The organism is Pseudomonas sp. PA1(2017) (genome assembly GCF_001945375.1).
Lineage (GTDB): Bacteria > Pseudomonadota > Gammaproteobacteria > Pseudomonadales > Pseudomonadaceae > Aquipseudomonas.
Genome location: NZ_MSXU01000015.1, coordinates 361,044 through 379,762, shown reverse-complemented (window position 1 = coordinate 379,762; position 18,719 = coordinate 361,044). Strand labels below are relative to the sequence as shown.

The following is an 18,719-nucleotide window of genomic DNA, read 5'->3' as shown; positions in this document are numbered from 1 at the left end:
CATGACCACGGGCGGTGTGGCCCGCCGGCTGATCGATTTCGCCAACGCCTGCGTCGGCCATATCAAGGGCGGCCTGGCCATCGCTGCGATCCTCGCGTGCATGCTGTTCGCTGCGCTGTGCGGCTCGTCGCCAGCCACGGTGGCGGCGGTCGGCTCGATCGTCATCGCCGGCATGGTGCGCTCGGGCTACAAGAAGGAGTTCGCCGCGGGCATCGTCTGTAACGCCGGTACCTTGGGCATCCTGATTCCGCCGTCGATCGTCATGGTGGTCTACGCCACCGCCACCGAAACCTCGGTGGGCAAGCTGTTCATGGCCGGTGTAGTGCCGGGGCTGCTGCTGGGCGTGTTCCTGATGATCACCATTTACATCATCGCCCGGGTCAAGAACATGCCGTCGCTGCCGCGCGCGTCGATGGCCGAGATCCTCACCGCCGGGCGCAAGGCCGGCTGGGGCCTGCTGCTGATCGTGATCATCCTCGGCGGCATCTACTCGGGTATGTTCACGCCGACCGAAGCGGCAGCGGTGGCGGCGGTGTACGCGGCCTTCGTGGCGATCTTCATCTACAAGGACATGACCATCCGCGAGTGCCCGAAGGTGTTCGTCGAGGCCGGCAAGCTCAGCGTGGTGCTGATGTTCATCATCGCCAACGCCATGCTGTTCGCCCACGTGCTGACCACCGAGCAGATCCCGCAGTCGATCACCGCCTGGGTCGTCGAGCAGGGCTTCAGCCCCATCGAATTCCTCTTGGTGGTGAACATCGTGCTGCTGATCGCCGGGACCTTCATGGAGCCGTCGGCGATCATCCTGATCCTGGCGCCGATCCTGTTCCCGATCGCCATGCAGTTGGGCATCGACCCGATCCACCTGGGCATCATCATGGTGGTGAACATGGAGATCGGTTTGATCACCCCACCGACCGGTCTCAACCTGTTCGTCACCTCGGCGGTCACCGGCATGCCGCTGACCCGGGTGGTGCGCGCGGTATCGCCGTGGCTGCTGGTGATGCTGGCGTTCCTGATCCTGGTCACGTACGTGCCGTTCGTGTCGCTGGCATTGCCGAACTGGCTGGGTATGAACTGATCGCCTGCCCAGCGCTATAAGAATGAAGCCCGGCCTAGCGCCGGGCTTCTTCTTTGGGCCGTAGCACATATGGGTCGTGCCGCCGCCCGCGATAACGGGTAACCTTGTATCCAGTCGTGACTTATGGGTCATGGATCGCGTCAGCATAGGCACCTGAAAAGTCATCATGGCGCTTTCTTCTTTTAATAGAGAGTGCGCCGCGCTCGACCCGCTGACCCGGTACGCGCCCGTCTGGCGTGCCGATCTGAATAGTTTAAGGAGTGTCCGCGTGAAGTCTCGTTTGCCTGTGATCGTCGGTTTCGGTGGCTACAACGCCGCTGGCCGCAGCTCCTTCCACCACGGTTTCCGCCGTACGGTGATCGAATCGCTGGACGAACAGGCACGTCGCGAAACCCTCGTCGGCCTGGCCGTGATGAGCAAGCTGGTACGCGTGGTCGATGGTGCCTATCAGAGTCAGGCAGGCGAGCCATTGTCCGACGTGGAGATCGAGCGTCGCTATGGCGAGCAGGTGCTGGCCTCCACCTTGGTGCGCCGCATCGAGAAACAGCACCTGGATCCCGACGCGGCCCACTGGCACAAGAGCATCGCCCTGAATGGCGAAGGCGGCAGCCTGACCTTCGTCAGCAGCCGCAAGCAACTGCCCGAGCCACTGCCGGCCAATTGGTCGGTCGAGGAGCTGAACGGCAACGACGTTCGCGTCACCCTGCATGACAATTGTGAGTTCAAGGTCGACAGCTACCGCGCGCTGCCGGTGAAATCCGCCGGCCAGCTGCCCACCGGCTTCGAGCCCGGCGAGCTGTACAACTCGCGCTTCCACCCCCGCGGCCTGCAGATGGCCGTGGTCGGTGTGACCGACGCCCTGCGCGCCACCGGCGTGCCGTGGCAGACCATCGTCGACCACGTGGCGCCTGACGAGATCGCCGTGTTCGCTGGCAGCATCATGAGCCAGCTCGACGAAAACGGTTTCGGCGGCCTCATGCAGTCGCGCCTCAAGGGCCATCGCGTCAGTTCCAAGCAGCTGGCCCTGGGCCTGAACACCATGCCGGCCGATTTCATCAACGCCTACGTGCTGGGCAGCGTCGGCACCACCGGCAGCGTCACCGGCGCCTGCGCGACCTTCCTGTACAACCTGCAGAAGGGCATTGAGCAGATCAACGCCGGCAAGGCCCGCGTGGTGATCGTCGGCAACAGCGAGGCACCGATCAATGCCGAGTGCATCGAGGGCTACGGCGCCATGGGCGCCCTGGCCACCGAGGAAGGCCTGCGCCTGATCGAAGGCAAGACCGATATGGTCCAGGGTGAGGTCGATTTCCGCCGCGCCAGCCGGCCGTTCGGCGAGAACTGCGGCTTCACCCTGTCCGAAGCCTGCCAGTTCGTGGTGCTGATGGACGACGAGCTGGCCCTGCAGCTGGGTGCCGACATCCATGGCGCCGCCACCGACGTGTTCATCAACGCCGACGGCTTCAAGAAGTCCATCTCCGCTCCTGGCCCTGGCAACTACCTGACCGTCGCCAAGGCAGTCGCCGCTGCCACTCAGCTGGTGGGGATCGACGCCGTGCGCCAGCGCAGCTTCGTCCATGCCCACGGCTCCAGCACCCCGGCCAACCGGGTCACCGAATCCGAACTGCTGGATCGCGTTGCTGCCGCCTTTGCCATCGACAGTTGGCCGGTCGCGGCGGTGAAAGCCTTCGTCGGCCACTCCCTGGCTACCGCCAGTGGCGACCAGGTGATCTCCGCCCTGGGCACCTTCAAGTACGGCATCATCCCCGGCATCAAGACCATCGATGAAGTGGCTGCGGACGTTCACCAGCAGCACCTGAGCATCAGTAATGTGGATCGCCACGACCAGCGCATGGACGTGTGCTTCATCAACTCCAAGGGCTTCGGCGGCAACAACGCCAGCGCCGTGGTGCTCGCCCCCCACGTGGTCGAGCGCATGTTGCGCAAGCGCCATGGCGAGGCGGCGTTCAGCGCCTACCAGCAACGCCGCGAGCAGACCCGCGCCAACGCCCGGGCCTACGACGAGCAGGCGACCAAGGGTCAGCTGGAGATCATCTACAACTTCGGCAATGACCTGATCGACGACACCGAAATCGCCATCGATGACGCGCAGATCAAGGTGCCGGGCTTCGCCCAGCCGCTGGTGTATAAACAGGATGACCGCTACAGCGACATGCTGGACTAAGGGATAAGCCACCAACCTGTAGGAGCGCCGACCTCGGCGCGAACGATTGCGGCCATACCGCGTTTTTCGCGCTGGCCGGACGATTCGCCGCGAGGTCGCGGCTACAGAAGCCGCATCGTCACCCTGTAGGAGCGTCGCCCCGGCGCGAACGATTGCGGCCACACCACGACTTACTCGCTGGCCGGACGATTCACCGCAAGGTCGCGGCTCCTACAGAAGCCGCATCGTCACCCTGTAGGAGCGTCGCCCCGGCGCGAACGATTGCGGCCATACCGCGATTTTCGCGCTGGCCGGACGATTCGCCGCTAGGTCGCGGATCCTACAGAAGCCGCATCGTCACCCTGTAGGAGCGTCGCCCCGGCGCGAACGATTGCGGCCATACCGCGATTTTCGCGCTGGCCGGACGATTCGCCGCGGGGTCGCGGCGCCTACAACGCTTGGTTACCGCGAAGGGCTAAGCAACTGGCGTCAGCCGCTTGGCTTCCTCGATCAGCAACGCGCGCCACTCGGCATCCGCCGGCAACGCCAGGAAGAACGGGTTTAGCAACGACTCGCGGGCTTCGTAGCGCAACGGCTCGCCCTGCAGCGTCAGTACCACGCCGCCTGCGCCTTCCAGCACGCCCTGCGCCGCCGCGGTGTCCCATTGCGAGGTAGGCGCCAGGCGCGGGTAGAAGTCGGCGCTGCCTTCGGCCAGTTGGCAGAACTTCAGCGAACTGCCAACGCTGACCCGTTCGACCTCGCCGAAACGGGCCACCAGCGCGGCCAGCAATTGCTCCTGTTCGACGCTGCCATGGCGGCGGCTGGCGACTACGGTCAGGCCAGCGGCTGACGCTTCACGCATGGTGATCGCCTGCGGCTGCTTACCCGGCTCGATCCGCCAGGCGCCGAACGCGCGGCCACCGTGATAGATCACGCCTGTGGCAGGAATGCCGACCACGCCAAACACCACTTCGCCGTGCTCGATCAACGCCACGTTGACGGTGAATTCTTCGCTATCGGCGATGAACTCCTTGGTACCGTCCAGCGGATCGACCAGCCACCAGCGCGACCAACCGGCCCGCTCGCCCAGGGCGATATCGGCATCTTCCTCCGACAACACGGGAATGCTCGGCTCCAGCGCCAGCAAGCCCTCGGCGAGGATGCCGTGGGCGGCCAGGTCGGCAGCGGTGACCGGCGAGGCATCGGCTTTTTCCACCACCTGCACACCCTGACGCCAGAACGGCAGAATGGCCTCGCCGGCGCGCTGCACCAGACCCAGCACACCGGGCAATAACGGATGGCTCATCGGCTCAGCTCCCCGCGCTGCTCCAGGAGGTCGCGCACCAGGTACAGGGCCGCCAGGGCGCGCCCCTCGCTGAACTGCGGATGCTGGATCAGCGCGGACAGTTCGCGCAGGCTGACCTTGTCGACTCGCAATGGCTCCGGCTCGTCGCCGGGCAGGCTCTGTGGATAAAGATCGCGGGCCAGCACCACCTGGATCTTCTGGCTCATGTAGCCCGGCGACAGGCTCAGCTCGGTCAGGTGCTCGAGGCGGCGGGCGCCGAAACCGGCCTCTTCCTGCAATTCGCGATTGGCGGCATCGAGCACGTCTTCGTCCGGCTCGATAAGGCCCTTGGGCAGCGACAGCTCGTACTCGCCGGTGCCGCCGCAGTATTCCTCGACCAACAGCACGTGTTCGTCATCGGCCATCGCCACGATCATCACCGCGCCATGGCCGGTGCCGCGCCCGACAAGCCGCTCATAGGTGCGCTCGGCGCCGTTGCTGAAGCGCAACTGAATCTCCTCGACACGGAACAGGCGGCTGCTGGCGACGATCTCGCGAGCGGTGATGGTGGGCTTCTGACGCATGGGTGAGTCCTGCTGCTGGGCTGACCGGAACGGTTATCATACCGTGCCTGCCCTGATTGTCTGCGTCCTCGCCGTAGCATTTGACGACCTGCAGGCAACTACCGCCATTTACCGCCTGGAGAGTTGCCTCGCCATGAACCTGCCCTGGTCCGACATCGACACCGTCCTGCTGGACATGGACGGCACCCTGCTGGACCTGCATTTCGACAACCACTTCTGGCTCGAGCACCTGCCGCAGCGCTACGCCGAGCACCATGGCATCAGCCGTGCCCTGGCCGATGCCGAACTGCAGCCGCTGTTCACCGAACACGCCGGCCAGCTGAACTGGTATTGCACGGACTTCTGGAGCCGCGAACTGAAGCTGTCGATCAAGGAGCTCAAGCGCGAAGTCGCCGACCTGATCGCCCTGCGCCCGGATGCCGACACCTTTCTCGCCGCCATCCGCCAGGCCGGCAAACAGGTGGTGATGATCACCAACGCCCACCGCGATTCGCTGTCCCTGAAGCTGGAGCGCATCGAACTGGCGCCCTATTTCGACCGCATGATCAGCTCTCACGACTACGGTTTTCCCAAGGAAGACCAGCAGTTCTGGGCAGCCCTGCAGCAGGACCTGGCGTTCGAGCCGGCACGCAGCCTTTTCGTCGACGACAACATCCCGATCCTGCGCAGCGCCGGGCGCTTCGGCGTGAAACACCTGCTGGCGGTATACGAACCCGATAGCCGCAAGGGCGTGAAGGACACCGAGGAGTTCGCAGCGGTGGGCGATTACCGAGCGTTGTTGCAGGGTTTGTGAGCGAAATACTTTGTAGGAGCGGCTTTAGCCGCGAGCTCTTAGTTTGTCTCGATTAGAAGCTCGGGGCTAAAGCCCCTCCTACGAGATCGCTAGATTTCCGCTTTCCTTGCTTCTGCCCGAGCATCACGCCGCACTAAAAGGCTTCGCCTGCGCCCCGCAGCGGTGCGAAAATCAGCGGAAAAACCACGAACATCAAATAAATCTCATATAAATCAATCAATTAAAAACTGGCACCGCTATTGCTCTAGAGATTTCAACTTGGATACAAGATGGAATCTCAGCGCATGTCCCACGCCTCCTTCGCCTTCACCCTCGCCGACTGGCAACAGGCTTACCGTGACGCCGCCCAACCCGCCGAGTTGCTGCACGGTCTGCTGGCGGCTCTCGATACGGCCGATAACGTCTGGATCAGCCTCGCCACCGTAGCGCAACTCGATGCCCAGCTGAGCCAGCTGCAGGCACTGCTCGACCAGGCCGAAGGCCAGCAGAGCAAGCTGCCGCTGTACGGCGTGCCCTTCGCCATCAAGGACAACATCGACGCTGCCGGCTGGGCCACTACGGCCGCCTGCCCGGAGTTCGCCTACCAGGCTGAAGCCGACGCCACAGTGGTTGGCCGCCTGCGCGCTGCCGGGGCCATCCTGATCGGCAAGACCAACCTCGACCAGTTCGCCACCGGCCTGGTCGGCACCCGCTCGCCCCATGGCGCCGTGGTCAACAGCTTCAACGCCGATTACGTCAGCGGAGGCTCCAGTTCCGGTTCGGCCAGCGTGGTCGCACGCGGCTTGGTGCCGTTCTCTCTGGGCACCGATACCGCTGGCTCGGGCCGTGTGCCGGCGGGCTTCAACAATATCGTCGGGCTCAAGCCGACCAAGGGCTGGCTGCCCAACACCGGCCTGGTGCCGGCGTGCCGCACCGTGGACTGCATCTCGATCTTCGCCCTCACGGTGGGCGATGCCGAAACCGTGGCGGGCATCGCGGGTGGCTACGACGCTGCCGACGCCTACTCACGGCAAAACCCCAACAGCGCACCGGTCGGCATGCAGGCCGCACCGACCTTCGCCGTACCGGACAGCCTGGAATTCTTTGGCGATACCCAGACCCAGGCGGTTTTCGAGCAGGCGCTGGAGCAGCTGAAAAGCCTTGGCGTGACGCTCAAGACCATCGACTTCAGCCCGTTCCGCCAGTTGGCCGAGCAGCTCTATTACGGCCCCTGGGTCGCCGAGCGCACGGTTGCCGTGGAAGGCGTCGACCCGGCGCATATCGACCCGGTGGTGCGTGGCATCGTCGAGAACGGCCACCAGTACAGCGCCTGCGACGCCTACAAGGCCGAGTACCTGCGCGCCGAACTTAGCCGCGCCATCAACGACGCGCTGGCCGGCTTCGATGCGCTGGTGGTGCCGACCTCGCCGACCATTCGCAGCCTCGCCGAAATGCAGCAGGAGCCGGTGCTGTTCAACAGCCAGTTCGGCACCTACACCAACTTCACCAACCTCGCCGACCTGTCCGCTCTGGCGCTGCCGGCCGGCCTGCGCGGCGACGGCCTGCCCGCCGGCATCACCCTGCTCGCCCCGGCCTGGCATGACCGCGCCCTGGCGGCCTTCGGCAAACGCTGGCAGGCCAGCCTGGAACTGCCACTGGGCGCCACCGGCCGTGCCCTGCCGCCGCAAACCGCTGCCACGGCGATACCGGCTGGCAGCGTACGGGTCGCGGTGGTCGGCGCACACCTGACCGGCATGCCGCTGAACTTCCAACTGGCCACCCGCGACGCGGTGCTGGTCGAGCAGACCCTGACCTCGCCGCACTACCGCCTCTATGCCCTGGCCGGCACCGTGCCGCCGAAACCGGGCCTGGCGCGCAGCACCGATGGCAGCTCGATCATCGTTGAGCTGTGGGACATCCCCCTGGCGCGCTTTGGCGAGTTCGTCGCCGAGATTCCCGCGCCCCTGGGCATCGGCAACCTGACCCTGGCCGACGGGCGCAGCGTGAAGGGCTTCATCTGCGAGCCCTGGGCGCTCGGTGATGCCCGCGACATCACCAGCTTCGGCGGTTGGCGCGCCTTTATCGCCAGCCAGCAAGCCAGCAAGAACTGAACCCGCAGAGTGGATGGCCGAAGCCATCCACCAACGAACAGCTGGTGGAAAACGCTTCGCGGTTTTCCACCCTACGTCGAGGACACGAACATGTTCCATACCGTACTGATCGCCAACCGCGGGGAGATAGCCGTCCGCGCCATCCGCACCCTGAAGCGCCTGGGCGTGAAGAGCGTGGCGGTGTATTCCGATGCCGACCGCAATGCCCAGCACGTACGTGATGCCGACGTGGCCGTGGCCCTTGGCGGCGACAAGGCTGCCGACAGCTACCTGCGCATCGACAAGATCCTCGCCGCCGCCAGGGAAACCGGCGCCCAGGCGATCTATCCCGGTTACGGCTTCCTCTCCGAGAGCGCCGAGTTCGCCGAGGCCTGCGAGAACGCCGGCATCGCCTTCGTCGGCCCGACGCCCGCTCAGATTCGCGAGTTCGGACTCAAGCACCGCGCCCGTGAACTGGCCGCCGACGCAAAGGTGCCGATGGCGCCCGGCACCGCGCTTTTGCAGAGCCTGGACGAAGCCCTGGGCGCGGCGGAAACCATCGGCTACCCGATCATGCTCAAGACCACCGCCGGCGGCGGCGGCATCGGCCTGACCCGCTGCGCCGATGCCGTGGCCCTGGCCAGTGCCTACGACAGCGTCAAGCGCATGGGCGAGCAGTTCTTCAGTGACGCCGGCGTTTTCATCGAGCGTTTCGTCGACCAGGCGCGACACGTCGAAGTGCAGATCTTCGGTGATGGCAAAGGCCGCGTGGCCGCCCTCGGCGAGCGCGACTGTTCGCTGCAGCGGCGCAACCAGAAGGTGGTCGAGGAAACCCCTGCGCCGAATCTGCCCCAAGCGACCCGTGAGCGCCTGCACGCGGCGGCCATCCAGCTCGGCGAGTCGGTGAGCTACCGCAGCGCCGGCACAGTGGAGTTCATCTACGACGCCGCCCGCGACGATTTCTACTTTCTCGAAGTGAACACTCGCCTGCAGGTCGAGCATCCGGTCACCGAGATGGTCACCGGCCTCGATCTGATCGAATGCATGCTGCGCGTGGCCGCCGGCGCCGAGCTGGATTGGGCCGCCCTGAGCCGCGCCCCACAAGGCGCCGCCATCGAAGTGCGCATCTATGCCGAAGACCCGCTGAAGAACTTCCAACCCAGCCCGGGCGTGCTCACCGACGTGCATTTCCCGGACGACGTGCGCGTAGACGGCTGGGTCAGTACCGGCAGCGAGGTGTCGGCGTTCTATGATCCGATGATCGCCAAACTGATCGTCCACGCGCCAAGCCGCGATGAGGCTATCGCCAAGTTGCAGAAAGCCCTGGGCGAAACCCGCCTGCACGGCATCGCCAGCAACCTCGACTACCTGCGCATGGTGGTGGCCGAACCGCGCTTCCACAGTGCGCAGATCTGGACGCGTCTGCTCGACACCTTCAGCTACGCGGCCCAGGTGGTGGAAGTGCTGGAGCCCGGCACCTACAGCAGCGTGCAGGATTTTCCTGGCCGCCTCGGCTACTGGGACATCGGCGTGCCGCCGTCCGGGCCGATGGACGATTACGCCTTCCGCCTGGCCAACCGCATCGTCGGCAATCACGAGAGTGCCGCTGGCCTTGAATTCACCCTGCAGGGCCCGAGCCTGCGCTTTCACAGCGACGCGCTGATCGCCCTCGCCGGTGCCGACTGCCCGGCCGAACTGGATGGTGAAGCCGTGCCCTACTGGGCGCCGATCGCCGTCAAAGCCGGCCAAGTGCTCAAGCTCGGCCGTGCACAGAGCGGCTGCCGCACCTACCTCGCGGTGCGCGGCGGCTTCGACGTGCCGCTGTACCTGGGCAGCCGCTCGACCTTCGCCCTCGGCCAGTTCGGCGGCCATGCAGGGCGCACGCTGCGCGCCGCCGACATGCTGGCCATCTCCCAACCGGGGTTGCCAGCCTGCACCACCCCGGCGCCGGTCAGCGAACCCCAGGCGCTGGCCGACAGCCTGATTCCCGCCTACGGCACCACTTGGAACATCGGCGTGCTCTACGGGCCCCATGGTGCCCCGGACTTCTTCACACCCGAGGCCATCGAACAGTTCTTCGCCGCCGACTGGCAGGTGCACTACAACTCCAATCGCCTGGGTGTGCGCCTGTCTGGGCCGAAGCCGAGCTGGACCCGCGCCGACGGCGGCGAGGCCGGCCTGCACCCGTCCAACGTGCATGATTGCGAGTACGCCATCGGCGCCATCAACTTCACTGGTGACTTCCCGGTGATCCTCACCAAGGACGGCCCCAGCCTCGGCGGTTTCGTCTGCCCGGTGACCATCGCCAAGGCCGAGCTGTGGAAGGTCGGCCAGGTCAAGCCGGGCGATACCCTGCGTTTTCACCCGATCAGCTTCGAGCAGGCCCAGGCGCTGGAGCAGGCGCAACTGGCCAGCCTGCAGAGGCTGAGCGCGGTCAGCGCCGCGCAACTGCCGGCGCCGAGCCTGCAACCGGGCGACACGGTTTCCGCAACCGTACTGGCCGAGCTGCCCGCCGATGGCAACCGCCCGCGCGCGGTCTATCGGCAAGCGGGCGATGCCTACATCCTGCTCGAATACGGCGACAACGTGCTCGACCTGGCGCTGCGCCTGCGCGTGCATCTGTTGATGGAAGCGCTCAAGGCCCAGCCGCTCGCCGGCCTGGAAGAACTGGCGCCAGGCGTGCGCTCCCTGCAACTGCGCTATGACAGCCGCGTGCTGCACCAGCGGGCGCTGCTCGATCATCTGCTGCGCCTGGAAGCCAGCCTGGGTGACGTGGCAGGCCTCAAGGTGCCGACCCGTATCGTCCATCTGCCCATGGCCTTCGAGGACAGCGCCACCCTCGCTGCCGTCACCCGCTACAGCGAGACGGTGCGCAGCCAGGCGCCGTGGTTGCCGAACAACGTCGACTTCATCCAGCGCGCCAATGGCCTGGCCAGTCGCGAGGACGTACGCGACATCCTGTTCGACGCCAGCTACCTGATTCTCGGCCTCGGCGACGTCTACCTCGACGCGCCCTGCGCCGTGCCGCTCGACCCGCGTCACCGGCTGCTCAGTTCCAAGTACAACCCGGCGCGGACCTACACCGCCGAAGGCACCGTGGGCATCGGCGGCATGTACATGTGCATCTACGGCATGGACTCGCCCGGCGGTTACCAACTGGTCGGCCGCACCCTGCCGATTTGGAACAAGTTCGTGAAGAACGCCCAGTTCGAGGGCGGCCAGCCTTGGCTGCTGCACTTCTTCGACCAGGTGCGTTTCTACCCGGTCAGCGAGGCCGAGCTGGACGACTTCCGCGAGGCCTTCCGTGAAGGTCGTGCGCAGATAAGGATCGAGCAGAGCACCTTCGACTTCGCCGAGTACCAGGGCTTCCTGGCCGACAACGCGGCGAGCATCAGCGACTTCCAGCGCCAGCAGAAGCAGGCCTTCGACGCCGAAGTGCTGCTGTGGCGCGACGACGATGCCGACAGCCACGCTGCGCCAGCTGCCAGCCTGGAGGAAGACGAAGCCGTCGACGGCCACCTGGTCAGCGCCGATATGTGCGGCAGCGTCTGGAAGGTGCTGGTCGAGCCCGGCCAGTACGTCGAGGCCGGCGCCACGCTGCTGGTGGTCGAGGCGATGAAGATGGAGTTGGCGGTCACCGCACCACTGGCCGGGACGGTCAAGGCCGTGCGCTGCCAGCCGGGCAAAGCGGTCACCCCGGGTGACGCGCTGCTGGTGCTCGAACCGGTCGAGGCTGCCTGAGATGCAACTCGTCGACCCGATCAGGCGCGGCAAGGAGCGCCCGGAGAATCTCGCCGAGCGCATCTACGGGCAGCTCAAGGACGACATCTTCGAGTTTCGCCTGCTTCCCGGCGACCGCTTCAGCGAAGGCGAAGTCGCCGAGCGTATGGCGGCAAGCCGTACACCGGTGCGCCAGGCCCTGTACCGGCTGGAGCGCGAGGGTTACCTGGAGGTGTATTTCCGCAGCGGCTGGCAGGTCAAGCCGTTCGACTTCGCCCACTTCGAGGAGCTTTACGACGTGCGCATCGTTCTCGAGCAGGCGGCGGTCAAGCGCCTGTGCGACCGCGAGGCGGAGCAAACCCCCGCCCTGCTGAGCGAGCTGAAACGCATCTGGATGGTGGCACCCGAACAGCGCCTGGAAGACGGCCGCGAAGTGTCACGCCTCGACGAGCGCTTTCACTGCCAACTGGTGGAAGCCACCGGCAACCGCGAGATGGCCCGCCTGCACGGCGAAGTCAGCGAAAAGATCCGCATCATCCGCCGTCTGGATTTCACCCAGACGCCGCGGGTGGAAGCCACCTACGACGAACATGCACGCATTCTCGGCGCGATCCTGTCGCGCCGCTGCGAAGAGGCACAGCTGTTGCTCAAGGCCCACATAGAGGTCAGCAAGGCGGAAGTGCGCAAGATCACCCTGCACATGCTGCACAGCGCTCGCGAGCGTGCCGTGCAGGCGCAGGGTTGACGTGATGTCCCTTGATCCACTGCCAACAACACATAACTCGTTTGTGAATGGAGATCGAACTATGCAACGTCGCAGCCTGATCAAGGCCTTCACCCTTTCCGCGTCCATCGCTGCCATGGGCCTGACCTGGACAGTACAGGCCGCCGAGACCATCAAGGTCGGCATCCTGCACTCGCTGTCCGGCACCATGGCCATTTCGGAAACGTCACTGAAAGACATGGCGCTGATGACCATCGACGAGATCAACGCCAAGGGCGGCGTGCTCGGCAAGAAGCTCGAGCCGGTGGTGGTCGACCCGGCGTCCAACTGGCCGCTGTTCGCCGAACGTGGCCGCCAGCTGCTGACCCAGGACAAGGTCGCGGTTACCTTCGGATGCTGGACCAGCGTGTCGCGTAAATCGGTACTGCCGGTCTACGAGGAACTCAACGGCCTGCTGTTCTACCCCGTGCAGTACGAAGGCGAAGAGATGTCGCCGAACGTGTTCTACACCGGCGCCGCGCCGAACCAGCAGGCGATCCCGGCAGTGGAATACCTGCTCAGCGAAGACGGCGGCGGCGCCAAGCGCTTCTTCCTGCTCGGCACCGACTACGTCTACCCGCGCACCACCAACAAGATCCTGCGCGCCTTCCTGCACAGCAAGGGCGTACAGGACAAGGACATCGAAGAGGTCTACACGCCGTTCGGTCACAGCGACTATCAAACCATCGTCGCCAACATCAAGAAGTTCTCCGCCGGCGGCAAGACCGCGGTGGTGTCCACCGTCAACGGTGACTCCAACGTGCCGTTCTACAAGGAACTGGCCAACCAGGGCATCGAAGCTACCGACGTGCCGGTGGTGGCGTTCTCGGTCGGCGAGGAAGAACTGCGCGGCATCGACACCAAACCGCTGGTCGGCCACCTGGCGGCCTGGAACTACTTCCAGTCCGTGGAGAACCCGGTCAACGAGAAGTTCGTCGCCGACTGGAAGGCCTACGCCAAGGCCAAGAAGCTGCCGAACGCCGACACCGTGGTGACCAACGACCCGATGGAAGCCACCTACGTGGGCATCCACATGTGGGCCCAGGCCGTCGAGAAGGCTGGCACCACCGACGTCGACAAGGTGCGCGTGGCCATGGCGGGCCAGGAATTCGCGGCGCCGAGCGGCTTCACCCTGAAGATGGACGAGAAGAACCATCACCTGCACAAGCCGGTGATGATCGGCGAGGTCCAGGAAGACGGCCAGTTCTCGGTGGTCTGGGAAACCGAAGGGCCGATCCGCGCCCAGCCGTGGAGCCCGTACATCGAGGGTAACGACAAGAAAGGCGACACCCCGGTGAAGTCGAACTGATCCGCACCGTGGCACAGGCGCCGAGTCGTTCTCCGGCGCCTGTGCCACGGGACACCAAGGACACGCCCATGCCTTATGCCTTTGCCCGAATTCTCTTCAGCCTGCTGCTCCTGCTGCCATTGGCCGCACAAGCCGGCGAAGCCGACGATTTCGTCGCCGCCAGCGCCACGCAGCAAGCCAGACAGATGGAAAGCTGGGCCGCCATGCCCGACCCGGCACGCCAGCCGCTGCTCGATGCGCTGCAACAGGGCCGTGTGGCCGCTGACGGCGACAAACGCGCCTTCATCGAAACCGACGCTGGCTACCGCGCCGCCGAAGGCGATGCCGAGCCGCAAGGCACCCTGCGCAAACTACGCCTGAACAATCGTCTGCGCGGGCTGATCGCCAACGCCCAGGCCAGCCATCAGTTGCTCGCCAGCGAGGCAACCGTGCGCCTGAGCGCCGCCCAGCAATTGCAGAAGAGCGCCCAGCCGGCGCAACTGCCGCTGCTCGCCCAGGCGCAAGCCGAGGAAGACGACGACGCCGTGCGCGATGCCCTCACCCTCGCCCTGGCCAACCTGCAACTGGTCGACGCCAACCCGGCGGTGCGCCTCGCTGCCGTGCGCCTGCTCGGTGAAACCGGCGAGCCGCTGGCCCGTACCCGCCTGGAAAACCTGCTGGAGCCCGGCGTGGAAAGCGACGCTGGCGTGCGCACCGCCGCAGAAACCAGCCTCGCCCAGGTCAAGCGCAAGCTGCTGATCGGCGAATTGCTCGGCCAGGCATTCAGCGGCATGAGCCTGGGCTCGATCCTGCTGCTCGCCGCCCTCGGCCTGGCCATCACCTTCGGCCTGCTCGGGGTGATCAACATGGCCCACGGCGAAATGCTGATGCTCGGCGCCTACTCCACCTACATGGTGCAGATTCTCTTCCAGCGCTTCGCCCCCGACGCCCTGGCGCTGTATCCGCTGGTCGCCATGCCGGTGGCCTTCTGCGTGACCGCGGTGATCGGCATGGCCCTGGAGCGCACGGTGATCCGTCATCTCTACGGCCGCCCGCTGGAAACCCTGCTGGCCACCTGGGGCATCAGCCTGATCCTGATCCAGCTGGTGCGCGTGCTGTTCGGTGCGCAGAACGTCGAAGTGGCCAACCCCTACTGGCTGTCCGGCGGCATTCAGGTGCTGCCCAACCTGGTGCTGCCGTACAACCGCATCGTGATCGTCGGCTTCGCCCTGGCGGTGGTGGTGCTCACCTGGCTGCTGCTCAACAAGACCCGCCTTGGGCTCAACGTGCGCGCCGTCACCCAGAACCGCAACATGGCCGCCTGCTGCGGCGTGCCCACCGGCCGCGTGGACATGCTCGCCTTCGGCCTCGGCTCGGGTATCGCCGGCCTCGGCGGCGTGGCGCTGAGCCAGATCGGCAACGTCGGCCCCGACCTCGGCCAGAGCTACATCATCGACTCGTTCCTGGTGGTGGTACTCGGCGGCGTCGGCCAACTGGCCGGCAGCGTCATGGCGGCCTTCGGCCTGGGTATCGCCAACAAGATCCTGGAGCCGCAGATCGGCGCCGTACTCGGCAAGATCCTCATCCTCGCGCTGATCATTCTGTTCATTCAGAAGCGTCCGCAGGGCCTGTTCGCCTTGAAAGGGAGGGTGATCGATTGAACACCATGACCTTCTGCACCGTGGGAGCTGGCCATGCCAGCGACTGTTTCCCCACCATCGTTCGCGCCCATGGTGCGCTCCCACAGATCGGTTCATGGGAGGTAGAAAAATGAACGCCGCCAATCCCACGCCTGTCAACAAGAGCCTGCTGGCCCGCGCCAGCCACAGGCTCGGCCCGCAGGTGTCGCTGGCCATCGGCCTGCTGGTGCTCGCCGTACTGGCCGCCATGCCCGTGCTGCACCTGCTGCCAGCCGAGCACGCGCTGCACGTTTCCGCCTACAGCCTGACACTGGTCGGCAAGATCCTCTGCTACTGCATCGTCGCCCTGGCGCTGGATCTGGTCTGGGGCTATGCCGGTCTCTTGTCCCTCGGCCACGGCCTGTTCTTCGCCCTCGGCGGCTACGCCATGGGCATGTACCTGATGCGTGAAGCCGCCGGCGACGGCCTGCCGGCGTTCATGAGCTTTCTCGCCTGGACCGAGCTGCCCTGGTACTGGTACGGCACCGATAACTTCCTCTGGGCCCTGTGCCTGGTGGTGCTGGCGCCCGGCTTGCTGGCGCTGGTATTCGGCTTCTTCGCCTTCCGCTCGCGGATCAAGGGCGTGTATTTCTCGATCATGACCCAGGCACTGACCTTCGCCGGCATGCTGCTGTTCTTTCGCAACGAGACCGGTTTCGGCGGCAACAACGGCTTCACCAACTTTCGCAGCATCCTCGGCTTCGAAATCACTGCCGCCGGCACCCGTGCCACGCTGTTCGCGCTCACCGTGCTGCTCTTGGTCGGCAGCCTGTACCTGGGCTGGCGCCTGGCGCGCAGCAAGTTCGGCCGGGTGCTCACCGCCCTGCGCGACGCCGAGAACCGCCTGATGTTCTGCGGCTACGACCCACGCGGCTACAAGCTGTTCATCTGGGTACTTTCCGCCGTGCTGTGCGGCCTGGCCGGGGCGCTGTACGTACCTCAGGTGGGCATCATCAACCCCAGCGAAATGGCCCCGACGCAATCCATCGAAGCCGCCGTGTGGGTGGCCCTCGGCGGGCGCGGCACACTGATCGGCCCGCTGCTCGGCGCCGGCCTGGTCAATGGCATGAAGAGCTGGTTCACCGTGGCCTTTCCCGAGTACTGGCTGTTCGCCCTCGGCGCGCTGTTCATCGTGGTCACCCTGTTCCTGCCCAAGGGCGTCATCGGCCTGCTCAAACGAGGGGACAAGTCATGAGAAGCGCACCGATTCCCGAAATGCTGATCGACCCGGCTGGCAGCAGCCGCGACGCCATCGGCCTGGGCCAGAGCGCCGGGCGCGGCCTCAACGTGCGTCACGGCACCATCCTCACCCTGGAAGACATCAATGTCGCCTTCGACGGCTTCAAGGCGCTGACCGACCTGACGCTGTACATCGGCGTCGGCGAGCTGCGCTGCATCATCGGCCCCAACGGCGCCGGCAAGACCACCCTGATGGACGTGATCACCGGCAAGACCCGGCCGAACAGCGGCACCGCGTTCTTCGGTGAAACCCTCGACCTGACGCAGATGAGCGAGGTCGAGATCGCCCAGGCCGGCATCGGCCGCAAGTTCCAGAAACCGACCGTGTTCGAGGCGCTGAGCGTGTTCGAGAACCTCGAACTGGCGCAGAAGACCGATAAGTCGGTGTGGGCCAGCCTGCGCGCCAGGCTCAGCGGTGAGCAGCGCGACCGCATCGACGAGGTGCTGGCCACCATTCGCCTGGACGGCTCGCGCCAGCGCCCGGCCGGCCTGCTATCCCACGGCCAGAAGCAGTTCCTGGAAATCGGCATGCTGCTGGTGCAGGACCCGCAACTGTTGTTGCTCGACGAGCCGGTGGCGGGCATGACCGACGCGGAAACCGAATTCACCGCCGAGCTGTTCAAGTCCCTGGCGCGCAAACACTCGCTGATGGTGGTCGAGCACGACATGGGCTTCGTCGGCACCATCGCCGACCATGTCACCGTGCTGCACCAGGGCCGCGTGCTGGCCGAAGGCTCGCTCGACGCCGTGCAGGCCAACGAGAAGGTGATCGAGGTTTATCTCGGTCGCTAAGGGATTCGTAGAAACGTAGGGTGGATCGGGGCGCGTAGCCGACGCTGTTTTCATCCACCGATGGCATCACACGGTGGATCGTTCGAGCGCGAGTTGCGCACTCCGGCCCGCCTGACTTAAGGATATCGACATGCTGCAAGTCCAACAGCTTCACCAGTACTACGGCGGCAGCCACATCCTGCGTGGCCTGTCGTTCGACGTGAAGGTCGGCGAAGTCACCTGCCTGCTCGGCCGCAACGGCGTCGGCAAGACCACCCTGCTCAAATGCCTGATGGGCCTGCTGCCCGCCAAGGAAGGCAGCGTGCAGTGGGAGGGCAAGACCATCACCGGCTACAAACCGCACCAGCGGGTGCACGCAGGTATTGCCTACGTGCCCCAGGGCCGCGAGATATTCGGCCGCCTGACGGTGGAGGAAAACCTGCTGATGGGGCTCTCTCGTTTCAGCGCGAAGGAAGCCAAGGAGGTGCCGCCGTTCATCTACGAGCTGTTCCCGGTGCTGCTGGAAATGAAGCACCGCCGCGGCGGCGACCTGTCCGGCGGCCAGCAGCAACAGCTGGCCATCGGCCGCGCGTTGGCTAGCCAGCCACGCTTGCTGATTCTCGACGAGCCCACCGAAGGCATCCAGCCTTCGGTGATCAAGGAAATCGGCGCAGTGATCAAAAAACTCGCCGCCCGCGGCGATATGGCCATCCTGCTGGTCGAGCAGTTCTACGACTTCGCCGCCGAACTGGCCGACCAATACCTGGTGATGAGCCGCGGCGAGATCGTCCAGCAGGGCCGCGGAGAAACCATGGAGGCGGACGGCGTGCGCGGGTTAGTGGCGATCTGAGAGCCTGTTCATAATCTTCAAGCCCAGGTTCGTCGACTTTGGCGGCTAAGTGGGGCGCAAGCGGCCGATCGTAGGGCGGACCGGGTCGAGTAGACGACGCTTCACCTACGCGGCCCGACCCGTCCACCGCTCTGCGATTGCAATGGTGGATGAAAAGAGCGTCATCCACCCTACGTGGCTGCAAAGTGGCGGTAGCGGCCGTTCCCCGATCCACTGTGGGAGCGCGCCATGCGCGCGAAAAATCGCGGGCGTGGCCCGCTCCCACAGATCGTGGACGACGCTTCACCTGCGCGGCCCGCCCCGTCCACCGCCCCGTGATCGCAACGGTGGATGAAAAGAGCGTCAGCTACGCGCCCCGATCCACCCTACGTAGCGAACGGCCGCTTCTGCCTTGTAGTTGCCGCTTCATGCGCAGATAAGCCTTTGAACAGGC

At 65.4% G+C, this 18,719-nt stretch carries 13 protein-coding genes; 11 read left to right on the top strand and 2 right to left on the bottom strand.

Annotation, left to right across the window (positions count from 1 at the left end; genetic code table 11):
• Together BVH01_RS22320 and BVH01_RS22315 are read left to right on the top strand one after the other, a co-directional pair.
• On the top strand, positions 1–1,081 hold a 1,081-nt coding region (locus BVH01_RS22320), incomplete at its 5' end, for a TRAP transporter large permease (protein WP_075932421.1).
• 268 nt (positions 1,082–1,349) lie between these two features.
• Positions 1,350–3,266, top strand: a complete 1,917-nt coding sequence (locus tag BVH01_RS22315) for a beta-ketoacyl synthase (protein WP_075932420.1) — start codon at positions 1,350–1,352, stop codon at positions 3,264–3,266.
• 454 nt (positions 3,267–3,720) lie between these two features.
• On the opposite strand, the gene cysQ is transcribed toward BVH01_RS22315, so the two are convergent.
• Together cysQ and nudE are read right to left on the bottom strand one after the other, a co-directional pair.
• Positions 3,721–4,551 carry a 3'(2'),5'-bisphosphate nucleotidase CysQ gene (gene cysQ, locus BVH01_RS22310; protein ID WP_075932419.1) on the bottom strand — a complete coding sequence of 277 codons (831 nt, stop codon included), beginning with the start codon at positions 4,549–4,551 and terminating at the stop codon, positions 3,721–3,723.
• The gene (gene nudE / locus BVH01_RS22305; protein WP_075932418.1) at positions 4,548–5,114 is read right to left on the bottom strand and encodes an ADP compounds hydrolase NudE; all 567 of its coding nucleotides are present in this window, start codon (positions 5,112–5,114) and stop codon (positions 4,548–4,550) included. The genes cysQ and nudE overlap by 4 nt, the downstream gene beginning before the upstream one ends.
• A gap of 133 nt (positions 5,115–5,247) precedes the next feature.
• Between nudE and yrfG the strand changes: the two genes are divergently transcribed.
• The 9 genes from yrfG to urtE all read left to right on the top strand — a co-directional run bounded on the left by yrfG (position 5,248) and on the right by urtE (position 18,286).
• Entirely contained in the window at positions 5,248–5,907 is a 660-nt protein-coding gene (gene yrfG, locus BVH01_RS22300; RefSeq protein WP_075932417.1) for a GMP/IMP nucleotidase, read from the top strand.
• Between the two features lie 284 nt (positions 5,908–6,191).
• Positions 6,192–7,997 (top strand): allophanate hydrolase, encoded by a 1,806-nt coding sequence (gene atzF / locus BVH01_RS22295; RefSeq protein ID WP_256562821.1) that lies wholly within the window; start codon positions 6,192–6,194, stop codon positions 7,995–7,997.
• 90 nt (positions 7,998–8,087) lie between these two features.
• The gene (gene uca, locus BVH01_RS22290) at positions 8,088–11,717 is read left to right on the top strand and encodes an urea carboxylase (protein WP_075932415.1); all 3,630 of its coding nucleotides are present in this window, start codon (positions 8,088–8,090) and stop codon (positions 11,715–11,717) included.
• Position 11,718: 1 nt separating this feature from the next.
• A complete protein-coding gene (locus BVH01_RS22285) occupies positions 11,719–12,441 on the top strand; it encodes a GntR family transcriptional regulator (RefSeq protein WP_075932414.1) in 723 nt (240 codons plus the stop codon).
• A 61-nt stretch (positions 12,442–12,502) separates the two neighbouring features.
• The gene (urtA, locus tag BVH01_RS22280) at positions 12,503–13,768 is read left to right on the top strand and encodes an urea ABC transporter substrate-binding protein (protein ID WP_075932413.1); all 1,266 of its coding nucleotides are present in this window, start codon (positions 12,503–12,505) and stop codon (positions 13,766–13,768) included.
• A gap of 68 nt (positions 13,769–13,836) precedes the next feature.
• A complete protein-coding gene (gene urtB / locus BVH01_RS22275) occupies positions 13,837–15,408 on the top strand; it encodes an urea ABC transporter permease subunit UrtB (protein WP_075932412.1) in 1,572 nt (523 codons plus the stop codon).
• A 109-nt stretch (positions 15,409–15,517) separates the two neighbouring features.
• Complete coding sequence (gene urtC, locus BVH01_RS22270) at positions 15,518–16,621, top strand: urea ABC transporter permease subunit UrtC (protein WP_075932411.1); 1,104 nt, start codon at positions 15,518–15,520, stop codon at positions 16,619–16,621.
• Positions 16,618–17,457 carry an urea ABC transporter ATP-binding protein UrtD gene (gene urtD / locus BVH01_RS22265; RefSeq protein ID WP_075932410.1) on the top strand — a complete coding sequence of 280 codons (840 nt, stop codon included), beginning with the start codon at positions 16,618–16,620 and terminating at the stop codon, positions 17,455–17,457. Before urtC ends, urtD begins: the two co-directional genes overlap by 4 nt.
• Positions 17,458–17,587: 130 nt before the next feature.
• A complete protein-coding gene (gene urtE, locus BVH01_RS22260; RefSeq protein WP_075932409.1) occupies positions 17,588–18,286 on the top strand; it encodes an urea ABC transporter ATP-binding subunit UrtE in 699 nt (232 codons plus the stop codon).
• Positions 18,287–18,719: the final 433 nt, after the last annotated feature.

Coding starts and splice junctions, on each gene's coding strand:
- cysQ (WP_075932419.1), bottom strand. CDS start 4,551: ATGAGCCATCCGTTATTGCCCGGTGTGCTGGGTCTGGTGCAGCGCGCC.
- nudE (WP_075932418.1), bottom strand. CDS start 5,114: ATGCGTCAGAAGCCCACCATCACCGCTCGCGAGATCGTCGCCAGCAGC.
- yrfG (WP_075932417.1), top strand. CDS start 5,248: ATGAACCTGCCCTGGTCCGACATCGACACCGTCCTGCTGGACATGGAC.
- atzF (WP_256562821.1), top strand. CDS start 6,192: ATGTCCCACGCCTCCTTCGCCTTCACCCTCGCCGACTGGCAACAGGCT.
- uca (WP_075932415.1), top strand. CDS start 8,088: ATGTTCCATACCGTACTGATCGCCAACCGCGGGGAGATAGCCGTCCGC.
- BVH01_RS22285 (WP_075932414.1), top strand. CDS start 11,719: ATGCAACTCGTCGACCCGATCAGGCGCGGCAAGGAGCGCCCGGAGAAT.
- urtA (WP_075932413.1), top strand. CDS start 12,503: ATGCAACGTCGCAGCCTGATCAAGGCCTTCACCCTTTCCGCGTCCATC.
- urtB (WP_075932412.1), top strand. CDS start 13,837: ATGCCTTATGCCTTTGCCCGAATTCTCTTCAGCCTGCTGCTCCTGCTG.
- urtC (WP_075932411.1), top strand. CDS start 15,518: ATGAACGCCGCCAATCCCACGCCTGTCAACAAGAGCCTGCTGGCCCGC.
- urtD (WP_075932410.1), top strand. CDS start 16,618: ATGAGAAGCGCACCGATTCCCGAAATGCTGATCGACCCGGCTGGCAGC.
- urtE (WP_075932409.1), top strand. CDS start 17,588: ATGCTGCAAGTCCAACAGCTTCACCAGTACTACGGCGGCAGCCACATC.